Here is a 19,958-nt window from a genome sequence, read left to right as displayed (position 1 = left end):
CTTACTCCAAGAAGGACCGGATTTGAAGCGGTTCTAATCGGCGTCGTACTCTCTTTGGCGAAGATGCCGGATCAGCATGCGGCGAAGCCGGGCGGTAATGGTCTGGCTGAGATGCTTGCGGTTGTCGCCCGTGCGGAAATCGACCGTCTCGCCGAACGCCACATCCACGTCGATCGCGCCTTCCTTCAGCACGCCCATCAGGTGCGGCATGAGCTCGATATCCCCCGGCCAGGCCGCAAGCGGGCGGTGGAAACGACCCATCGCCATGCCGTGCACCCGCGTATAGGCGATCGATACAGGCTGGACATACACGACGCCGTGGGGCGTGTGCGGCACGGCGGCAGCGGCTGCCCCGAACAGCGAGGACTTTACCTCGAGCAGGCGGTTGCCATCCGACGTCGTGCCTTCCGGGAAGAGCACGACGATCTCGCCCGCCGTCATGCGTGCGGCAATCTCGTTGATCTGGTCGCCGGTTCGGCGTTTTTCCTCGCGGACGACGAAAATCGTCTTCTGCAATTTCGCGAGCGTGCCGAAGATCGGCCATTTGGCGACTTCCGACTTGGCGATGAAGACGACATCCGCGATAGCACCAAGCACGAGGATATCCTTCCACGAGACGTGGTTGGAGGCGAGCATCAGGGGGCGCCGATGCTGCAGGTGACCGTGGACGTGGATGCGGATGCCGAGCAGGAAGCAGGCGGTGCGGTGCCAGAGGCGCGGAATATAACGGCGCATCTTCAGATCGAAGGCGAGGCCGATCAGCTGAAACGGCAACAGCACAGCCGTGACCACCAGCAGACAGACGACGATGAACCCGATGCGGATTGAGGTGATCACTGTCGATCCTTGGCTGTCGTCACGCCGTTCGTGTTCAGGCTATTCGTCTTTGTCGAGCGGGATGCCGTAGAGTTCCAGCCTGTGTCCGACCAGCCGGAAGCCGAGTTCGCGGGCAATGCGCTCCTGCAGCGCTTCGATCTCCGCAGATTGGAATTCGATCACCGTGCCGGCATTGAGATCGATCATGTGATCGTGATGTTCTTCCGGCACCGTCTCGTAGCGAGAGCGACCGTCACGGAAATCGTGGCGCTCGATAATGCCCTCGTCCTCGAACAGTTTCACGGTGCGATAGACGGTCGAGATCGAGATCCGTGGATCGACCTTGGAGGAGCGACGATACAGTTCCTCGACATCCGGATGGTCGTCGGAGTCCTGCAGGATACGCGCGATCACCCGGCGCTGATCCGTCATGCGCATGCCCTTCTCGGCACACAGTTCCTCCAGATTTTTGGAAAGATCCGTCATGACGTTTTGGCCTTCAAATGCTCTCGTTTCATCACGAACTAACGAAGAACGCGGCTCATGACAAGCGCCGAGGACCGTCGTCCATCGGCACCGGTATAATAGGCCGGGCGTTCGCCGACCTTTTTGAAACCCAGCCTGCCATAGAGCGTCACAGCGGCCTTGTTTTCGGCCTCGACCTCGAGAAACATTGTTTCGGCGCCGCGCGATGTCGCTTCGCGCAAGCCGGCCTGCATCAGCCTCCATCCGAGCCCAAGACGGCCAAACTTTTCGGGGACGGCGATCGTGAGAATTTCCGCCTCGCCGGCTGCTTCGCGCACCAGCACGAAGCCCCCGAAGGGTTTGGAAAAGAACGCGTTGGTCTGGCGTGCGACGAAACCGAACACGCCTTTCTGAAGAAGAAGATTCTGAAATTCGCCATCGTTCCAGCCGCGCGGAAAGCGCGCACCATGAAGCTCGGAGACTTCGACGCAGTCGGAGATCTCCATCGGGACGACTTCGAAAAACGGCTTCCAGCTGAGATAATCGTCAAACATCGGGCATTCGGTCGCGTGAAAGAATTGAACGACGCGGAGTTACGAGATCTGCCGCGCCAACGCAAAGCCTGTCTGCGGTTTTGCATCCGGTCCACGAAGATAAAGCGGTTTCGGCTTTTGCGAACCTTTCGGCTTTGAAGCCGCAAGTCTTGCAATGACGGCGATATCGAAATGGTCAGGCAGGACCGGCGCCTCGTGCGGGCGCCATGAGCCGGTGACATCAGCCGAAAGCTGGGCAATCAGGGCCGCCGCATCGTGCGGAGACAGCGCCGCGGGTTCGCTGAGCGCAACGCCTTCGGATGAGAATGCCTGGGCATAGACCTCGTCCCGCTTGGCATCCATGGCGGCAACAACGGGGCGTCCCGGATGCTTGGCAAGATGCGCTGCTGCGAGCGTTTCGAGCGTGGTGACGCCGACGCATTCCACATTGAGCGCCAGTGCCAGACCGCGGGCGGCCGCAACGCCAACTCGAATACCGGTAAACGAGCCCGGGCCGATGCCGACGGCGATACGCTGCACGGATGGAAGTTGAAGGCCAGCTTCATCAAGCGCCTCGTCGACGATCGCCATCAGCCGCTCTGCATGACCCTTGCCGATCGTCTCAGTGACGGACGAAAGAAGTCTGCCGGACGCGCCATCATAGAGCGCGGCGGAACAATCAACCCCGGTAGTATCGATGGCCAGAACGAGCATGTGCGGAACTGTTTTTCGAAATCAGATGGCTTCGACGGCCTGCACTTCAGGCACGAAGTGCTTGAGCAGGTTCTGAACGCCATGCTTCAGGGTCGCGGTCGAGGACGGGCAACCGGCGCAGGCGCCCTTCATGTTGAGATAGACCGTGCCATCCCGAAAACCCTTGAAGGTGATATCGCCGCCATCTTGGGCAACGGCCGGCCGAACGCGGGTTTCCAGCAGTTCCTTGATGGTCGCGACGAGGGTTTCGTCGTCTGCCTCGTAGAACTCGCCGTCCTCATCGGTATCTTCGGCAAGCGACGAGGCACCGCCCATGACCGGCTGACCGGACATGAAATGCTCCATGATCGAGCCGAGGATGGCCGGCTTCAGATGCTGCCACTCGGCGCTATCCTTGGAGACGGTAATGAAGTCGTAGCCGAAATAAACACCGGTGACGCCGTCGATCCCGAACAGTCTGGCGGCCAGCGGAGACGCATCGGCCTCGCTCGCATTGCGGAAATCGGCCGTGCCCTTTTCCATGACGATCTTGCCGGGCAGGAACTTCAGGGTTGCCGGATTGGGTGTGGCTTCCGTCTGAATGAACATGATTTGTCTCCTTGACCCGTGCGCGCCAGCGGGCGCCGCAAACTTAGAACTCTTCCAAAGAAGATAGTCGCGATCAGCTTTTGGTTCAAGTGCGCCTTTCTGCCAATCCGGTCAAGAGAGGTCAGGCGAGCGCGTCGATTTCCTCGTCGGTCAGCGTGTCAGGCAGAACGGTGACGGGAATGGGGAATGCAGCACCCCTGCCCGCGACGGCCGAGACCAGCGGGCCCGGCCCTTCCTTGGTCGAACCGGCCGCCAGAACCAGAACGGCGATATCGCGATCCTCTTCCACCAGCATGTTGATCTGCTCGGGCGCGCTTCCCTCGCGGATGACGATTTCCGGATCGATCCCGATCAATTCGCGCACCCTCTGGGCGGCCTTTGCCATGATCGATTCCGCTTCTTCCATGGCTTCGGCGCGCATGATCTGCTCGACGCCGATCCATTGCTGGAAATCCCCATCGGGGATGACGAAAAGCAGCACCAGGCCGCCATTGGAATTCTTCGCGCGGCGGCCGGCATAGTGCACGGCAAGCTCGCATTCGGGGGTGCCATCGATGACCGCTATGAACTTGCGCCGATGTCCCTCAAGCCTGGAAAGCCGTTTCGAAACCATGCCGCCCCCTCAATTCCCGTCGGACGTTGTCGTTGTGGCGAAATTATACGAACCCGCGAAAATGAAAACCCGCCACGCGACCGTGGCGGGTGCAAGATTTTCGCCGATGTTCCCGCTTAGCGCAGGAAGCCGACGATATCGAACACTTCACCCATGACCTTTTCGGCGCGGGCACGGGCACGCTCGCCCCCATCACGCAGGATGGCATCGATATGGGTCGTGTCGTCCAGCAGGCGGCGCATCTCGAGCGAAATCGGCGCCAGAACTTGAACGGCGAGGTCGGCAAGCGCCGGTTTGAACACCGAGAACTGCTGGCCGCCGAATTCGGCAAGCACATCCGCCTTGGTGCGATCGGCGAGTGCCGCGTAGATGCCCACGAGATTGGCTGCTTCCGGACGCCCTTCGAGGCCTTCGAGTTCGCTCGGCAGGCCTTCCGGATCGGTCTTCGCCTTGCGGATTTTCTTCAGGATCTCATCGGCATCGTCCATCAGGTTGATGCGCGACAGATCTGACGGATCGGATTTCGACATCTTCTTGGTGCCGTCGCGCAAGCTCATGACGCGCGGGGCCGGACCATCGATCAGCGGCTCGACGAGCGGGAAATAGCCGTGGATCGGCTCTTCGCCGACGACCATGTCGACGCCGGTGCCGGTCGCACGGATCTTGTCCTGGAAATCGATGTTGAATTTCTGGGCGATATCGCGGGCAAGCTCCAGGTGCTGCTTCTGGTCATCGCCGACAGGCACATGGGTGGCGCGGTAGACGAGAATGTCGGCGGCCATCAGGCTCGGATAGGCGAGCAGTCCGAGCGAGGCGTTCTCGCGGTCCTTGCCGGCCTTGTCCTTGAACTGGGTCATCCGGTTCATCCAGCCGATGCGGGCGACGCAGTTGAAGATCCAAGCAAGTTCGGCATGCTGCGGCACGGCGGACTGGTTGAAGACGATATGCTTCTTCGGGTCGATGCCGGAGGCGATGAACGCTGCCGCGATGGAGCGGATCTGGCCGCGCAGATCGTCATGCACGAGGTGGGCCGTGATCGCGTGCAGGTCGACGACGCAGTAGATGCAGTCGTTGTTTTCCTGTAGGGCGACGAACTTGCGGATGGCGCCGAGATAGTTGCCGAGATGGAGATTGCCGGTGGGCTGGACACCGGAAAAGACGAGCGGCTTGAAGCTGTTCATTCTAGATCCTCGATAGGCTGATGGAAGGCCTCAGGCCGTTGGACTTGCGCAACCTGACAAGTGTGCGTGCTTGCCGCTGCTGCGCCCCGCGGGCCATGTAGCTGATGGCCGGGCTTATGCACGCCCCGCCACGAGGGATCAAGAGGCTGCATCATCCGCGTGCTGAATGAGATCCCAAAGGTTGCCGTAGCAATCTTCAAACACTGCGACCGTGCCATAGGGTTCGTGGCGCGGTTCTTCGATGAAGCGGACGCCTTTTGCCGACAAACGGGAGTGATCCCCGGCAAAATCTTCGGTTTTTAGGAAAAAACTTACCCTGCCCGCCGTCTGGTTGCCGATCGCCTCCGTTTGGACGTCGCCGTCGGCGCGTGCCAGCAGGAGTGCTGCCCCCTCTTTGCCCGGCGGGCGCACCACCACCCAGCGCTTGGTGGCTTCCAGAGGGGTATCGGAGACAAGGTCAAAGCCCATGATTCCGCAGTAAAAATCGAGCGCTCGATCGTAGTCGTCAACGACCAGCGTGACCAGAAAAAGGGAACGGATCGACATTGAAGCACACCTTGTTTTGACGTGGCGGGAATTGGTCTTCGACGCTTCCTGCCTGCCCTGTCAAGAACGCCGAAGCAACCGCAAGGTTAACGCAGTTTAACCCCTGAGGCAGACAAATCCCACTTTGGGGCAAATTCCTCCATACTGAGGTCACTTTTCGGAAAGAAATACTCCCCCACCAAGTCGACCCCAGTCGGTCGTGAGTATTTTCCGAGGTTTACCCGTATGCGCATCTTTTACCGCGTCGCGCTGTCCTGCTTCATGACGCTCTGCCTAACGCTATCCGCGACCGCACAAGCCGCCGAAAAAGGCGAGAAACGCCGCAGCAGTTCTTTCAAACACGACTACTCTGCTTACTATACTGTCCAGCGCGTCAGCGTTCGGACCAACTGCTTTCCCGAGAAGCTGGGTGCCATCCTTGCCCATATCGCCAAGGAAACCGGCAAGAAGCCGATGGTGACCTCCGGCCACCGTCCGCGCTCTGGGACATCACAGCACAGCCATTGCTACGCCGCCGACATTCGCGTTCCCGGCGTTGCCGAAAAGAGGGTGCTTGCGGCAGCAGCGAGCGCCCCGGGCATCGGCGGCATCGGCCGTTACTGCAACGGCATCGTGCATGTGGATGTCGGCCCGCGGCGTGCCTGGGCGCATTGCGGCAAAGGTGGAAAAGGTGGCAAGGGCAGCCTTGCAAGCCTGAAGCGCCGCGGAAAGTCCTGAGATCAGGACTCCGCCGGTGGTGGAACCGCAGACTTTGGCTTCCGCTTGATGTTTCGCCTGATCATGCCGAGATCGGCACCGCCGATCGCAAACGCGCAGGCGAAATAGACGACCATCGCAATCCCCAGAAGGCAGGCCAGAGCCAGCACCTGGGTCAGGAGATGCGAGCCGGGCTGCAGCCATGGGCTGGCATAGGGAAGCGCATAGAAGAGCGCCGCTGCCATCACCGCTGTCGCGACCAGCAGCAAGGCGGTGCGCCGGGCAAGCGCCCATTCCCAGACGAGATCACCCCGCCAGACCAACGTCGAGAATAGCAGGATCGTGTTGATCCATCCCGCCGCGGCTTCCGCCGTCGCGATGCCGCGTTCGGCGATCATCGGAAACAGCGTGATGGCGAGGCCGGAGTTGATGACGACCGACACCATGGTGAAGCGCATCGGCGTCTTTGTATCCTCGCGGGCATAAAAGCCCGGCTGCAGCGCCTTGATCAGCACGAAACCCGGAAGACCGATACCGTAGATCGCAAGGATCGAGGCGACGACGGTGGTGTTTTCCGCTGAAAACGCACCGCGCTCGTATAGAACGCGGATGATCGCATCCGACAGCATCCAGAGACCGGCAGCGGCAGGAAGCGTCAGGAACAGCACGAATTCGATCGAGCGGTTCTGGATGTTGCCGGCTTCCTTGACGTGGCCGCCCTTCAGCGCCCGTGACAATTCTGGAAGGAGCACGACACCGACGGCAACGCCGACGACACCGAGCGGCAGCTGGTAGATGCGGTCGGCATATTGCAGGGCAGCGATTGCGCCTTCCTTGCCCGACGCAATCGCCTGGCCGATGATCTGGTTGATCTGGGTAATGCCGCCGGTGATCGCGGCCGGAACCGCGAGCCAGAGCAGGCGCTTGACGTTGGGTGTCATCTTCGGCCGGCGAAAGCCGATATTGATGCCCGCGTGGCGCACGCCCACGTAGACGACGCCAAGCTGCAACACGCCCGCAACCAGCACGCTCCACGACAGATACCAGGCGATTTCGCGCGGATCGGCGCCAACCCAGAGGCCGTAGAGAAGCGCTGCGATCATCACCACGTTCAAGAACACCGGCGCGATGGCGGCGGCAAAGAAATGATGCAGCGAGTTGAGCATGCCGCTCATCATCGCCGTCAGCGACATGCACATGAGATAAGGGAACATGACGACAGCCATGCGCACCGTCAGCGCGGTCTTTTCCGCGTCATCGGCAAAGCCCGGGGCAATGACCCACCGCACCAGCCAGGGCATGGCCAGCTGCATGGCGATGGTGATGATCAGTAGCGCGGAAAACAGGACGCCGAAGACCTCTTCGGAAAACCGCTTGGCTCCGTCGACGCCGTTCGCCTCGATTTCCTTGGAAAACAGCGGAACGAAAGCGGCGTTGAAGGCGCCTTCGGCAAACAGCCGGCGAAACAGGTTCGGAAACCGGAAGGCCGCGTAAAACACGTCTGCCATCGGCCCGGTGCCAAGGGCCGCCGCCATGAAGGTTTCACGGGCGAAACCGAAGATGCGGCTGCCGAGCGTCGCGCCGCCGACGGTTGCGAATTTTCTGGCAAGACTCATCGGTTTGGGCTCATCGGCTTGGTCTCATGCTGGGGAAGCTGGGATTGTTCATGTTCTGCCTGTGCGTTGGCATGCGTCGTTCGGCCGGCGCCCTGCCCCACAGTTTCTGCGGCGCAAAAGATCGGACCGAACGAAGCACCCGTTCAGCAGGGATAGCACCGGTGTCGTGTTTCAGACACCGACTTTCGACTTCCGCGGCAAGACATTTGCTCCGTCTGCGGCAGCCGGCTGGGGCGCGACGATACCATCCGGCATGGCTTCCTGAAGCTCGTCTTCCTGTTCCGCCATGACCGCCTTCAGCCGGGTGATGATATTGCCCTGGCGGTTCTCATTGGTCACCTTGTGACCGACGAGATCGGTGACGTAGAACGTATCGATCACCTTTTCACCAAACGTGGTGATACGCGCCGACTGAATATCCAGCGAGAGATCGGCAAGGGCCGCGGTGATTTCCGCAAGCAGACCGGTCCGGTCGAGGCATTCGACCTCGACGACGGTGAATTTGTTGGAAAGCCCGTTGGAGATGATCGCGGACGGCGGGATATCGAAGGCCTTGTTCTTGTTCTTCTTGGCTTTCGCGCGGATGGCGATGACTTCCGGCAGGCGCTTCTTGCCGGCAAGCACATCCTCGATCATCCGTCCGATCGTGCCGCCACGGCGCATTTCGTCGTCATCGACGGCAAATTCCCGGTTGATGTGGATCGTATCGAGCGCACGGCCATCGGAGGTGGTGAAGATCTGCGCATCGGCGATATTGGCACCGGCAGCCGCGCAGGCGCCTGCGATGATCGATAGAAGACGCGGATGGTCGGGGGCGAGAACGGTGATTTCGGTGATCGCCCGAAAACTGTTGGTGCGCACCATGGTGGCGAGCGGCTTGCCGGCCTTGTCGGTTTCACGGATGAAGCTTGCGTGGCGCACCTGGTCCTCGACGGGCACGGAGAGGAGATACGGCTGGTAATGGAGCTTCACCAGCGCCTCGCGGTCCTGCTGGCTCCAGTCGGACAGGGCGTTGGCGAGATCTTCCTCCGCCACCTTGGCCCGCTCCTTGCCGGATGCTTCGGAGAAGCCGCCGGAGAGACGCAGTTCCGTTTCATAGTAGAGGGTGCGCAGAAGCTGACCCTTCCAGCCGTTCCACACACCCGGGCCGACGGCGCGGATATCGCAGATGGTCAGCACCAGCAGCAGCTTCAAGCGATCGAGCGACCGGACTTTTTCGGCAAAGTCGGCAATGGTCTTGCGATCATGCAGATCGCGGGTCTGCGCCGTCATCGACATGATCAGGTGTTGTTCCACCAGCCAGACGACGAGTTCGGTCTGCTTGGCGTTGAGACCGAGACGCGGGCAGAGTTTGCGCGCGATTCGGGCGCCGGCGATCGAATGATCCTCCTGGCGGCCCTTGGCGATGTCGTGGATCAGAACTGCGACATAGAGCGCCGCGCGCTCTTCGATCGTCGGCATCAGCTTGTTGGCGAGCGGATGCATGTCCGCCGCGCGGCCGTGATCGATCTCCGACAGCGCATCGACCGAGCGGATCAGGTGCTCGTCGACCGTATAGTGGTGATACATGTTGAACTGCATCATCGCCACGACCTTGCCGAATTCGGGAATGAAGCGGCCGAGCACGCCGGCCTCGTTCATTCGCCGCAGCATCAGGCCGGGATCCCGCCTAGAGGTGAGGATGGAGAGAAAGAGGCGGTTCGCCTCGTCGTCTTCGCGCAGGGCACTGTCGATAAGCGAAAGCGATCGGGTGATGCTTTTCAGCGCGTCAGGATGCAGTTCCAACCCGGTCAGGTCCGCCACGTGGAAGAAGCGGATCAGGCTGACCGGATCGCGCTTGAAGACGCCCGGATCAGCCAGCGTGATGCGACCGCGGTCCTCCACGAATTCGACGGAGCCGGCGATCTTGTGCAGCCGTTTGGTGAAGCGCGAGATGACGCGCTGGGTGAGGCCCGGTGCGGCCTTCGCCTGCTGGTCCTCCAGCGCTGCGCAAAGAATGCGGGTAAGATCGCCGACGTTCTTCGCGACCAGGAAATAGTGCTTCATGAAGCGTTCGACGGAGGAGAGGCCAGGCCGCGCGTTGTAACCGAGGCTTGCCGCGATATCGCGCTGAATGTCGAACGACAGACGTTCCTCTGCCTTGCCCGTCAGAAAATGCATCTGGCAGCGCACCGCCCAGAGAAAGTCGTCGGCCTTTTCGAAGGACCGTGCCTCTTCGCGCGAGAGGACGCCGAGCTTGACGAGTTCGGTCGTTTCGCGGACGCGGTAGTAATATTTGGCGATCCAGAACAGCGTGTGCAGGTCGCGCAGGCCGCCCTTGCCCTCCTTGACGTTGGGCTCGACCAGATAGCGTGTGTCGCCAGCCTTCTTGTGGCGCTGGTCGCGCTCGGCAAGTTTGGCGGCGACGAATTCCGGACCGGTGCCGGCGACGACTTCCAGATCGAAGCGCGACATCAGCTGATTGACCAGCGCGCCGCTGCCGCAGATCGGGCGGCATTCGAGAATGGCGGTGCGGATCGTCATGTCGGTTTTCGACAGGCGAATGCATTCCTCCACCGTGCGGGTGGCATGGCCGACCTTGAAGCCCATGTCCCACAGGAGATAGAGCAGGAATTCCACCGCCTTGCGCATGGCATCGGAATTCTTTTCGGGCAGCAGGAAAAGAAGATCGATATCGGACCCTGGCGCGAGCGTGCCGCGGCCGTAACCGCCGGTGGCGGCAACGGCGATCTCGCGGCCTTCCGGATAGAGGCTCTCGGTGATGGTTTCATTGAGGACGCAGATCAGCTGGTCCTGGATCCAGGATATGCGGCGGGCGCAGCGAAGACCGCTGCCATCCTGGCTCAGCAGTTCGCGTGCCTTTTCGCGACCGTCGACACTGGCCTGCCGCAGGATCGGCAGGAGAGCTGCCCGCGATTCCAGCAGCGGCCGATCCTTGGTTCCGAGCGCCTCGCGGCATTTCGTCTGCAGGCCGGCGACGTCCATCAGTTCGGAAAAATCGATATCGTGACGATGATCTTGTCTTGTTGCTTGCTTGGCCATGTCTTCCTGCCGGTGCCCGTCCTCTCCATTCCCGATGGAGACGACAACGGATTTCGGGCACCTCCCCTAAAGCGTTCCCAGGTCCCTGCGGCCCTGCCTCATACGCTTTAGCTCATTTTTGTTGCGCAGCCGTTACCGCAGAGCGCTCCGCATGTGAGCAGCGTGCTTACCACGGTCACGGCTTGACGGCGCCAAGTTGTTTGTTCGCGACCGGAACGTCAAGCCCGATATTGCCCGGGTCTGCGATAGACTTCGATCCGCTGCGCCACTGACGCGGGCTCATGCCGGTGATGCGGCGAAACTCGCGGTTGAAGTTCGACTTGGTGGAAAACCCGACATCGAACATGATGACCGTCGCCGGCCGGCGGGTTTCGCGAAGCAGCAGACATGCTTCCGCGATCCGGCGTCTGTTGACGAACTGCGAGATGTTGAGGCCGGTTGCGCGATTGATGGCAACCGACAGATCCCGCGCAGGGACGCCGGCCTTGCGGGCCAGTTTCGCAAGACTGAGGTTTTCGTCGCGGTAGAGACCGTCCCGATCCAAAGCCTCTGTCGCGCGCTGGACGAGACGCTCATCCTGTGGATTGGCTTCCGGTGCCTTCCCGTTCGGCAGCGGGCTTTCTGCAGCTTCCGGTGCAAAATAGTAGATGCCGGTTACCACGAGAACGACGATGTTGATCGCCGTCAGGACAAGCGGAATGTCGTCCCTCCCGTTGAACGTCGTGTAGACCGAGAGGGCAGCATCGCTGACTGCGAAAAACAGCATCAGCGCGGCCGTCATTCTGGCGGCCCGTAGGGCGGGACGCATTCGCTGAAGGCTGGCTTCGACCATGAGATCGGAACCTTCCGAACGGATCAGCCGCCAGAGGGCGACGCCGTAAAAGAGAAAGATCACCAGCAGGAGCGGATCGACCAGGATCGGTACAAAAAGGACGGAAGCGCCGACGCAAAGCGGTGCGGCGAGGTGGCGCCAGGGCGCAGATCGGCCGCCGCCGGAAAGCGACTGGAAGGCGAGAAACGCAAGCGGCGGCATGACGGAGGCCGTGACCGGCTGAACCGGTGCGAGCGCCGTTATGCCGTAGCCAAAATGAAGGCCGACGACCAAGCCCTGGGCCGCATAGAGAACGACAAATGCAATGAAGTAGCGACGGCTTCCCGGCACGTCGACGCCCTTGAGGCTGTGATAGAGCGCAAGGGCAAAGACGATACCGACCAGAAACGGCAAAGGGATAGAGAGCACTGCAGTGACCCCGGCGGTAAATGGCCTGAAACATGTTTGAGGTCCGACCATATCACGATCGAGGTCGAAAGGCAGGCAGATACAGGCGCAAGGGTGGTGCCGTTCACAACCCCGATGGAGATTTCCATGGCCCTGCCCCTACCCCGCCTTCGCCTTGCAACCCTTGCCCTGATCGGTTTCGGGTATTCCGCAACCGCCTTGCCGGCCTTCGCCTTCGAGGCGGGAACCCAGTGGATCCAGATCAATCCTTCGCATCGAACCCAACCCGAGAGAGTGCTGATCACCTATCCGGCAAAGGCCGACGGCGATCCCTATACGCTGGGTGCCGATGCTCTGTGGGTCGGCGTGCCTGCTCGCCGTAATGCCACGCCGGTGCAGGAGAAGTTTCCGCTGGTCATTTTGAGCCATGGCTCGGGCGGCAATGCAGCGGGGCTGGGCTGGCTTTCGACAGAACTCGCGCGCAACGGCTTCATCGTTGCGGCACCCAATCATATCCACTCGACCTCAGGCGATTCCATTCCGGTGGAAAGCTTCAAGATCTGGGAGCGGGCACAGGATGTTTCGGCCCTGATCGATACACTGACGACGAGCGCCACCTGGAGCGCGCTTGTTGACAAGGAGCGGATCGGCGGCATCGGCTTTTCACTTGGGGGCAACACGATGATGCTGACCGCCGGTGCCCACGCGTCGCTGCAGACCTTTGTTGCCCATTGCGCGGAGGCAGGCGGCAAGGATGCGGGCTGCAACTGGTTTCAGAAAGGCGGGGTGGATTTCTCCAAGGTCGACCGGGAGGCATTCGAAGGTGGTTATGGCGACAAACGCGTTTCGGCGGTAATTGCGATCGATCCGGGCTTTGCCGTGGCTTACCAGAACGAAAGTCTTGCCGGCATCGGCAGGCCGATGCTTTTCATCAACCTCGGCGAAGGCGACGGCATCATGTCCGGCACCAACGCCAAGTCGCTGGCGGTCGATATTCCGGAGGCCAACTACGCGCTGGTTCCCGGCGCAAACCATTTCTCGTTCCTGAGCATCTGCAATGCGAACGGAGCCGAATTGCTGAAGCAGTATGAGGATGATCCGGTTTGCGATGAGGTGAGCGACATCCCACGCGAAAAGCTGCATCAGCAGATCTTCTTCAATATCGCCGTCTTTCTGCGCAGAACGCTGCTGGAACGCTAAGCGCTCAGCCGACGGCAGGACGGAGGCCTTCCGACAGGGCCTCCTTCACCGCGAGTTCGGCCATGGCAAGCGTTGCTTCGCGGGTTCTGGCGGCGGCGATAAAGCGGCCGTTGTGGCAGAACGTGGCGCCTTCGACACCGGATGCGGCTTCCAGATCTGCATTGGTGAGCCCGGCCCATGCGGCGGGGAGATCGGCGCGCAGTTCGAAACCGTCATCGGCACGGCGGATGCCGGTGACGCACCAGTCCTTGTCGCGCGGGTGGACGACGAAGAGAAGCTGATCGGCGCCAGCCTTCAGGATGGCGGGGCGGAACGGCATGCCCATCGGCAATTCGAGGATGCGACCCTCGCCGGCCTTGGCAATGGCGTCCAGAACCAGCGTCTCTGCCCGCAGCTTTGCGGCGCGCTGGGAAATACCGGCTTCGACAAAGGCGCGGGCAATGACAAGCGCTGCATGGAAGGCGCGATCATCGGCGCCTTCGTCCTTTTCGTCAAAGGCGGGCTTCAGGGTTTCGAGAAGCGACGGCAGTGTCAGGCCGGCCATCGGACCTGCGGCCGAGGGGCTGAGCGCGCCATTGTCCATCAGGTCGATCGGCAGCACGAACTTGGTGTCGAAGGCTGCGTGCACCGCCTCGACATGGGCTTCCGGTACGCCGAAGGCGAGCAGGTAATCGCGGCCGTAGTGCTTCCAGATCAGGCCGAAGGAACTGAACGGCGCACCGTCTTCGCGCAAGGGCGCACCGCGCTGGTGATGATCGAAAATCTGCGCCTGCGCGTCGAAGGAGCCGCCGACGTCGTAGATGATGCGGTCGCCACCCGGCGTGATCCATTCGGGAGCCCGGCTGCGGACGATGCGTGCATCGGGGAACAGCCGCGTCAGGATGACACTGGACAGGAGTTCGTCGGCATGGAAGCCACCGGAATGGGTGACGAGATAATCTGGAGTCATGCCGCGATCAGCCTTTTCTTTCAATGGAAAGAATCAGATAGCCGGAGCGGAGGGCCTTCTCAAGCGCTGAGGTGTGGTTTCAGGAGAATGCGTCAGGAAATTGCAGTAATTTCGAGTTCATGACCGTTTACGGTCACGACATCGCCGACCGACTTGCCCAGAAGCGCACTTGCAACGGGAGAAACGTAGGAGATCGAACCTTCCTTCGGATCGGCCTCATCCTCGCCAACGATGCGATAAGCCTGTTCGCGGCCGTCGTCACGGCTGAAGCGCACCGTGTTGCCGAAGGCGACGACTTCAGTCGAAACCGGTGCAGGCACTAGCTGAGCGCTGTGCAGCCTCTCGGCGAAGTAGCGGAGGTCGCGCGCGGGACCTGCGGCCTGGCGGCGGCGCTCGTTGACGTCCTCAACCGTGTTGGCCGCGTCAAAAGCCTCCTTTGCGGTACGAAGCTGCGCCTCTAGCGCCTTCAGGCCGGCCTCGGTGACGAGGTTGGGATGCGACGAGACAGGCCTGTCCGGCAGCTGGGTTTCCGCTGCGGTTTCGGCACTTTCTTCCTTCACGAAGGCGACGCTCACGTGCGTGTTCCTTTCAACTGAGATGCGGCCTTACTTGGCCGCAAGTTGCTTCTTCAACGCATATAGGGCGTCGAGCGCATCGCGCGGGCTCATTTCGTCCGGATTGATGGCTTTCAGCGTTTCCTCGACCTTTGACGGACCGCGCTTCATCTCATCTTTTCTCACCGCCACCTGGAATAGCGGCAGATCGTCGATGAGCTGGCTTGCGGGGTTCTTGCGATCGCTGTCCTCAAGCTTGGTCAGCACATCTCGGGCACGGGCGACAACGCTGTCGGGCAGGCCGGCAAGCCGTGCGACCTGGATACCGTAGGAGCGATCGGCAGCACCGGGTCCGACTTCATGCAGGAAGATGACCTCGCCGTCCCATTCCTTGACCTTCATCGTGGCATTGGAAAGGCGGTTGAGCTTTTCCGAGAGCACGGTGAGTTCGTGGAAATGGGTGGCGAACAGCCCACGGCAGCGGTTGCCTTCGTGCAGGTGCTCGACTGCGGCCCAGGCAATCGACAGGCCGTCGAAGGTTGCCGTGCCGCGGCCGATCTCATCAAGGATGACCAGCGAACGGTCGGTCGCCTGGTTGAGGATCGCGGCTGTCTCGACCATTTCGACCATGAAGGTGGAACGGCCCCGGGCAAGATCGTCGGAGGCTCCGACGCGGGAAAACAGGCGGTCGACGATGCCGATATGGGCGGACGCGGCAGGAACGAAGGACCCCATCTGAGCGAGGATGGCAATCAGCGCGTTCTGGCGCAGAAACGTCGATTTACCGCCCATGTTGGGGCCGGTCAGAAGCCAGAGGGCACCGAACTCGTCGGTTCCGGCGGGCGAGAGATCGCATTCGTTGGCGATGAACGGGCCTGATGACTGACGGCGCAGGGCCTGCTCGACGACCGGATGGCGGCCGCCTTCGATCGCGAACATGCGCGACGCATCGACCGCCGGGCGGCGGTAGTCCCACTCCTCGGCAAGCATCGCAAGTCCGGCTGCGACATCCACGATGGCAAGCGCGCGGGCGCCGGCCTTGATGGCCTCGGCTTCGCCAATCACCGCCTCGACCATGAGACGGAAGGCTTCGAGCTCGATCGTTAGCGCCCGGTCGGCGGCGTTGGCGATGCGGCTTTCGAGATCGGCCAGTTCGGTCGTGGTGAAGCGCATCGCATTCGCCATGGTCTGGCGATGGATGAAGCGCGCCTTGCCCTCTGGCGTATCGGTCATCGGGCCGGCATTGCCAGCGGTCACTTCGATAAAGTAGCCAAGCACGTTGTTGTGCTTGATCTTGAGCGACTTGATACCGGTCTCTTCGGCATATTGCAGCTGCAGCCCGGCGATGACCTTGCGCGACTGATCGCGCAGTGCGCGGACCTCGTCCAGTTCGGCACGTGCACCATCCGCAAGAAAGCCGCCATCGCGCTTGAGGAGCGGAAGGTCTTGCGCAAGCGTGGTGCCAAGCAGGGTTTCGAGTTCCCCCGGCAGCATCTTCAGATCATCGAGCGCTTCCGACAGTTCCTGCGGCAGCATGGCACCACTGAGGAAGCTTGCAACGCCACGCGCTGCTTCAAGGCCAGCAAGGATCGCGCCGAGATCACGCGGGCCGCCGCGATCGAGCGCCAGACGTGACAAAGCGCGCGGCATATCCGGCACGTGTTTCAGCGAGGAGCGCAGATCCGAACACAGGCCCGGCTCGTCCCCGAGGAAGGAGACGGAATCGAGCCTTCGGTTGATGCGGTCCGGATCCGTCAGCGGCGACATCAGCCGTTCGGCCAGAAGCCTTGCACCGCCGCCGGTGACGGTTCGGTCGATCGCTTTCAGGAGCGTGCCTTCGCGCTCGCCTGACAAGGTTTTCGTCAGTTCCAGATTGCCGCGGGTGGCTGGATCGATGAACAGCGTCGAGGCGCCGCTTTCGCGCTCCGGCCGGCCGAGCGGCGGGCGCTCCGCCATCTGGGTCTTTTCCACATAGGCGATGGCAGCTGCGGCCGCTGCCATTTCAGCGCGGGAAAACGTGCCGAAGCCATCTAGCGTGCCGACGCCGAAATAGCGCGCGATGCGGCCTTCCGAGGTGGCGCTGTCGAACAGGACCGAAGGCTGCGGCACAGCGACGCGGCCAAGCACGTCGAAGACCGGCTTCAGTTCCGCATCGTGAAACATCGTATCCGGCATGATCAGTTCGCGCGGCTCGATCCGCAGGATGTCGGCCAGCAGGCGCGAGGGCTCGGTTTCCGCCAGCCGGAAGACGCCGGTGGAGATATCGATCCAGGCAAGCGCCATCAGCGGTTCGGCGGCGCCCTTGATGCGGGCAAGCGTCATCAGGTAGTTGGATTCCGAGGCGACGAGCAGCTTCTCCTCGGTGATCGTGCCGGGCGTGACGAGACGCACGACATCGCGTTTGACGACCGATTTGGAGCCGCGCTTCTTCGCTTCCGCCGGATCTTCCACCTGTTCGCAGACGGCGACGCGAAAGCCGAGCATGATCAGCCGCTGCAGATAGTCATCCGCTGCATGCACGGGTACGCCGCACATCGGAATGTCCTGCCCCATATGCTGGCCTCGCCTGGTCAGCGTAATGCCGAGCGCGCGCGAGGCATCGATCGCATCCTCGAAGAACAGCTCGTAAAAATCGCCCATCCGATAGAACAGCAGCGATCCGGGATTGTTGGCCTTGATCTCGATGAACTGTTCCATCATCGGCGTTGCCGACGCGCGGCTTTCCTCCGAAGCCAGCTGGTCGGTCGTCAGGGCATCGAGCGTAGGTCTTTGAAAATGGGTCACGGCACCAATGTTTGTTGCGCAGATTTATTGTTGCGTCTGGAAAGAGGCGACACTATCGGTGATGACCCTTGAATTACAACATCCCCCGCGACCTCGAGGGGCGCTGCCCACAAAAAGCTGGAGAGGCCAATGCCCGCAAACGACAAGACGCCGGAAAAGAACACGCGCAACAGAGCGTCGGTGACCGAGCAGGAAGCGCTTGATTTCCACTCGCAGGGCCGTCCCGGCAAGCTCGAGATCACCCCGACAAAGCCGATGGCGACGCAGCGCGACCTATCGCTTGCCTATTCGCCGGGTGTCGCCGTGCCGGTTCTGGCGATCGCCGCCGACCCTTCCAAGGCCTACGACTACACGACGCGCGGCAACATGGTGGCCGTGATTTCCAACGGCACGGCAATCCTTGGTCTCGGCAATCTCGGTGCACTGGCATCCAAGCCGGTCATGGAAGGCAAGTCTGTCCTGTTCAAGCGGTTTGCCGATGTGGACAGTATCGATCTCGAGGTCGATACGGAAAACGTAGACGAATTCATCAACTGCGTGCGCTATCTCGGCCCGTCCTTCGGCGGCATCAACCTTGAGGACATCAAGGCGCCGGAATGCTTCATCATCGAGAGCCGTCTGCGCGAACTGATGGACATCCCGGTTTTCCATGACGACCAGCACGGTACGGCGATCATCGCCGCCGCCGGTCTCATCAACGCGCTGGAACTCACCGGCCGCGACCTCAAGACGACGAAGCTGGTTTGCAATGGCGCGGGTGCCGCCGCGATCGCCTGTATCGAGCTGATCAAGGCGATGGGCTTCAACCCTGCCAACATCATCCTCTGCGACACCAAGGGCGTGATCTACCAGGGTCGCACCGAGGGTATGAACCAGTGGAAGAGCGCCCACGCCGTCAAGTCCGACAGCCGGACGCTGGAAGAGGCCATGAAGGGTGCCGACGTGGTGTTCGGTCTTTCCCAGAAGGGTGCGTTTACCGAAGCGATGATCCGCTCGATGGCGGACAAGCCGATCATTTTCGCGATGGCCAATCCCGATCCGGAAATCACGCCGGAAGAAGTGGCGCGGATCCGCGACGACGCGATCATGGCGACCGGCCGCTCGGACTATCCGAACCAGGTCAACAACGTGCTGGGCTTTCCCTACATCTTCCGCGGTGCGCTCGATGTGCGGGCCCGCCAGATCAACGATGCGATGAAGATTGCCGCCGCGCAGGCGCTGGCCGATCTTGCCCGCGAGGACGTGCCTGATGACGTGGCTGCCGCCTACCAGGGCAACCGCCCGCGTTTCGGGCCGCAATACATCATTCCCGTGCCGTTCGATCCGCGGCTGATCTCGGCCATTCCCGTCGCCGTTGCCAGAGCTGCAATGGAAAGCGGAGCAGCGCGTCGCGACATCACCGACCTTGACGCCTATGGTCGCGAGCTTTCCGCCCGCCGCGACCCGATCGCTGCAACGACGCAAGGGATCTACGACCGGGTTCGCCGCTTCCCCAAGCGCGTGGTGTTTGCCGAAGCCGAAGAAGAGCAGGTCATGCGGGCCGCGATCTCCTTCTGCAGCCAGGGTCTCGGCACCGCCATCCTGCTCGGCCGCGACGATGTGATCCGCGAGACGGCGGAAAAGGCCGGTATCGACCTCGAACGTCCCGGCATCGAGATCATCAATGCGCGCATTTCCAGGCGCGTCGATACCTATATCGACTTCCTCTACGCCCGCCTGCAGCGCCATGGACTGCTTCTGCGTGACGTGCAGCGGCTGATCCACCACGACCGCAACCATTTTGCCGCGACCATGGTGGCCGTGGGCGATGCGGATGCGATGGTAACCGGCACGACGCGCAATTATGCGACCGCTCTTTCCGACGTGCGCCGCTGCATCGACGACAAGCCCGGACACAGGGTGATCGGCGTGTCGATCGTGGTGGCCCGCGGCCGGACGATCTTCGTGGCGGATACCGCCGTCCACGACATGCCGACTGCCGAGCAGATTGCCGACATCGCCGTGGAAGCCGCGCGCGTCGCCAAGCGCATGGGTTACGAGCCGCGCGTGGCGCTGCTTGCCTATTCCACATTCGGCCAGCCGATCGGCGAACGGTCGGAGCGGGTCCGCGAGGCGGTAAAGATCCTCGACGGACGCCGGGTGGATTTCGAGTATGACGGCGAGATGGGTGCCGACGTGGCGCTCAACGCCAGCCGCATGGAGCAGTATCCGTTCTGCCGCCTCTCCGGCACGGCCAACGTGCTTGTCATGCCGGCCATTCATTCGGCCTCGATCGCCACCCGCATGCTGCAGGAAATCGGTGCCTCGACGCTGATCGGGCCGCTTCTGGTCGGCTTGGACAAATCGGTGCAGATCACTCAGATGGGCGCCAAGGACTCCGAAATCGTCAACATGGCGGCGATTGCGGCCTATAACGCGGGGTCCTGAGAGACCCCGCGCCGA

General features: G+C 61.7%; 17 protein-coding genes. 3 read left to right on the top strand and 14 right to left on the bottom strand.

Translation table 11 applies throughout. The features are described from left to right. Nucleotides 1-33: 33 nt before the first annotated feature. From ACQY1K_RS01600 to ACQY1K_RS01565, 8 genes are all read right to left on the bottom strand, one after another. Entirely contained in the window at nucleotides 34-837 is an 804-nt protein-coding gene (locus ACQY1K_RS01600) for a lysophospholipid acyltransferase family protein (RefSeq protein ID WP_062454000.1), read from the bottom strand. A 39-nt stretch (nucleotides 838-876) separates the two neighbouring features. Then, a complete protein-coding gene (locus tag ACQY1K_RS01595) occupies nucleotides 877-1,302 on the bottom strand; it encodes a Fur family transcriptional regulator (protein WP_062454001.1) in 426 nt (141 codons plus the stop codon). Nucleotides 1,303-1,340: 38 nt separating this feature from the next. After that, nucleotides 1,341-1,835 carry a GNAT family N-acetyltransferase gene (locus tag ACQY1K_RS01590; protein WP_092663734.1) on the bottom strand — a complete coding sequence of 165 codons (495 nt, stop codon included), beginning with the start codon at nucleotides 1,833-1,835 and terminating at the stop codon, nucleotides 1,341-1,343. Between the two features lie 39 nt (nucleotides 1,836-1,874). Next, complete coding sequence (gene tsaB, locus ACQY1K_RS01585) at nucleotides 1,875-2,528, bottom strand: tRNA (adenosine(37)-N6)-threonylcarbamoyltransferase complex dimerization subunit type 1 TsaB (protein WP_430258137.1); 654 nt, start codon at nucleotides 2,526-2,528, stop codon at nucleotides 1,875-1,877. Between the two features lie 21 nt (nucleotides 2,529-2,549). Continuing rightward, a complete protein-coding gene (locus ACQY1K_RS01580; RefSeq protein WP_174195519.1) occupies nucleotides 2,550-3,116 on the bottom strand; it encodes a NifU family protein in 567 nt (188 codons plus the stop codon). Nucleotides 3,117-3,237: 121 nt separating this feature from the next. After that, nucleotides 3,238-3,729 carry a universal stress protein gene (locus ACQY1K_RS01575; RefSeq protein WP_430258136.1) on the bottom strand — a complete coding sequence of 164 codons (492 nt, stop codon included), beginning with the start codon at nucleotides 3,727-3,729 and terminating at the stop codon, nucleotides 3,238-3,240. Between the two features lie 116 nt (nucleotides 3,730-3,845). Next, entirely contained in the window at nucleotides 3,846-4,910 is a 1,065-nt protein-coding gene (trpS, locus tag ACQY1K_RS01570) for a tryptophan--tRNA ligase (protein ID WP_430258135.1), read from the bottom strand. Between the two features lie 138 nt (nucleotides 4,911-5,048). After that, entirely contained in the window at nucleotides 5,049-5,456 is a 408-nt protein-coding gene (locus ACQY1K_RS01565) for a VOC family protein (protein ID WP_430258134.1), read from the bottom strand. Nucleotides 5,457-5,681: 225 nt separating this feature from the next. Here ACQY1K_RS01565 and ACQY1K_RS01560 point away from each other — a divergent pair, with 225 nt between their 5' ends. Further along, nucleotides 5,682-6,173, top strand: coding sequence for a YcbK family protein (locus ACQY1K_RS01560; protein ID WP_062454008.1), 492 nt, complete (start codon nucleotides 5,682-5,684; stop codon nucleotides 6,171-6,173). A gap of 2 nt (nucleotides 6,174-6,175) precedes the next feature. Here the strand turns inward: ACQY1K_RS01560 and murJ are convergent, their stop codons facing one another. From murJ to ACQY1K_RS01545, 3 genes are all read right to left on the bottom strand, one after another. Beyond that, entirely contained in the window at nucleotides 6,176-7,768 is a 1,593-nt protein-coding gene (murJ, locus tag ACQY1K_RS01555) for a murein biosynthesis integral membrane protein MurJ (protein ID WP_430258132.1), read from the bottom strand. A 171-nt stretch (nucleotides 7,769-7,939) separates the two neighbouring features. Then, on the bottom strand, nucleotides 7,940-10,810 hold the full coding sequence (locus ACQY1K_RS01550; RefSeq protein ID WP_430258131.1) for a [protein-PII] uridylyltransferase: 2,871 nt from the start codon (nucleotides 10,808-10,810) through the stop codon (nucleotides 7,940-7,942). A gap of 175 nt (nucleotides 10,811-10,985) precedes the next feature. Next, the gene (locus ACQY1K_RS01545) at nucleotides 10,986-12,050 is read right to left on the bottom strand and encodes a helix-turn-helix domain-containing protein (RefSeq protein ID WP_430255808.1); all 1,065 of its coding nucleotides are present in this window, start codon (nucleotides 12,048-12,050) and stop codon (nucleotides 10,986-10,988) included. Nucleotides 12,051-12,176: 126 nt separating this feature from the next. Here ACQY1K_RS01545 and ACQY1K_RS01540 point away from each other — a divergent pair, with 126 nt between their 5' ends. Further along, nucleotides 12,177-13,229 (top strand): alpha/beta hydrolase family protein, encoded by a 1,053-nt coding sequence (locus ACQY1K_RS01540; RefSeq protein WP_430258130.1) that lies wholly within the window; start codon nucleotides 12,177-12,179, stop codon nucleotides 13,227-13,229. A 4-nt stretch (nucleotides 13,230-13,233) separates the two neighbouring features. Here ACQY1K_RS01540 and ACQY1K_RS01535 read toward each other — a convergent pair whose 3' ends face one another. The 3 genes from ACQY1K_RS01535 to mutS form a co-directional block, all read right to left on the bottom strand. Continuing rightward, nucleotides 13,234-14,178 carry an MYG1 family protein gene (locus tag ACQY1K_RS01535; protein ID WP_430258129.1) on the bottom strand — a complete coding sequence of 315 codons (945 nt, stop codon included), beginning with the start codon at nucleotides 14,176-14,178 and terminating at the stop codon, nucleotides 13,234-13,236. Nucleotides 14,179-14,270: 92 nt separating this feature from the next. Next, on the bottom strand, nucleotides 14,271-14,753 hold the full coding sequence (greA, locus tag ACQY1K_RS01530; RefSeq protein ID WP_092663754.1) for a transcription elongation factor GreA: 483 nt from the start codon (nucleotides 14,751-14,753) through the stop codon (nucleotides 14,271-14,273). 30 nt (nucleotides 14,754-14,783) lie between these two features. Further along, nucleotides 14,784-17,432 (bottom strand): DNA mismatch repair protein MutS, encoded by a 2,649-nt coding sequence (gene mutS, locus ACQY1K_RS01525; protein ID WP_430258862.1) that lies wholly within the window; start codon nucleotides 17,430-17,432, stop codon nucleotides 14,784-14,786. 213 nt (nucleotides 17,433-17,645) lie between these two features. Here mutS and ACQY1K_RS01520 point away from each other — a divergent pair, with 213 nt between their 5' ends. Then, entirely contained in the window at nucleotides 17,646-19,943 is a 2,298-nt protein-coding gene (locus ACQY1K_RS01520) for an NADP-dependent malic enzyme (RefSeq protein ID WP_430258128.1), read from the top strand. The last annotated feature ends 15 nt before the right edge of the window (nucleotides 19,944-19,958 follow it).

Source organism: Neorhizobium sp. IRS_2294, from assembly GCF_050500145.1.
GTDB lineage: Bacteria > Pseudomonadota > Alphaproteobacteria > Rhizobiales > Rhizobiaceae > Neorhizobium > Neorhizobium soli.
Note: the sequence above shows the minus strand (reverse complement) of the source record. Positions and strands in the feature narration are given on the sequence as shown.

What these genes read in the sequence shown, in the direction of transcription:
- ACQY1K_RS01580 (WP_174195519.1), bottom strand. Translation starts at nt 3,116, where the DNA reads ATGTTCATTCAGACGGAAGCCACACCCAATCCGGCAACCCTGAAGTTC.
- murJ (WP_430258132.1), bottom strand. Translation starts at nt 7,768, where the DNA reads ATGAGTCTTGCCAGAAAATTCGCAACCGTCGGCGGCGCGACGCTCGGC.
- trpS (WP_430258135.1), bottom strand. Translation starts at nt 4,910, where the DNA reads ATGAACAGCTTCAAGCCGCTCGTCTTTTCCGGTGTCCAGCCCACCGGC.
- ACQY1K_RS01590 (WP_092663734.1), bottom strand. Translation starts at nt 1,835, where the DNA reads ATGTTTGACGATTATCTCAGCTGGAAGCCGTTTTTCGAAGTCGTCCCG.
- ACQY1K_RS01575 (WP_430258136.1), bottom strand. Translation starts at nt 3,729, where the DNA reads ATGGTTTCGAAACGGCTTTCCAGGCTTGAGGGACATCGGCGCAAGTTC.
- ACQY1K_RS01535 (WP_430258129.1), bottom strand. Translation starts at nt 14,178, where the DNA reads ATGACTCCAGATTATCTCGTCACCCATTCCGGTGGCTTCCATGCCGAC.
- ACQY1K_RS01540 (WP_430258130.1), top strand. Translation starts at nt 12,177, where the DNA reads ATGGCCCTGCCCCTACCCCGCCTTCGCCTTGCAACCCTTGCCCTGATC.
- ACQY1K_RS01565 (WP_430258134.1), bottom strand. Translation starts at nt 5,456, where the DNA reads ATGTCGATCCGTTCCCTTTTTCTGGTCACGCTGGTCGTTGACGACTAC.
- mutS (WP_430258862.1), bottom strand. Translation starts at nt 17,432, where the DNA reads ATGATGGAACAGTTCATCGAGATCAAGGCCAACAATCCCGGATCGCTG.
- ACQY1K_RS01595 (WP_062454001.1), bottom strand. Translation starts at nt 1,302, where the DNA reads ATGACGGATCTTTCCAAAAATCTGGAGGAACTGTGTGCCGAGAAGGGC.
- tsaB (WP_430258137.1), bottom strand. Translation starts at nt 2,528, where the DNA reads ATGCTCGTTCTGGCCATCGATACTACCGGGGTTGATTGTTCCGCCGCG.
- ACQY1K_RS01550 (WP_430258131.1), bottom strand. Translation starts at nt 10,810, where the DNA reads ATGGCCAAGCAAGCAACAAGACAAGATCATCGTCACGATATCGATTTT.
- ACQY1K_RS01520 (WP_430258128.1), top strand. Translation starts at nt 17,646, where the DNA reads ATGCCCGCAAACGACAAGACGCCGGAAAAGAACACGCGCAACAGAGCG.
- ACQY1K_RS01560 (WP_062454008.1), top strand. Translation starts at nt 5,682, where the DNA reads ATGCGCATCTTTTACCGCGTCGCGCTGTCCTGCTTCATGACGCTCTGC.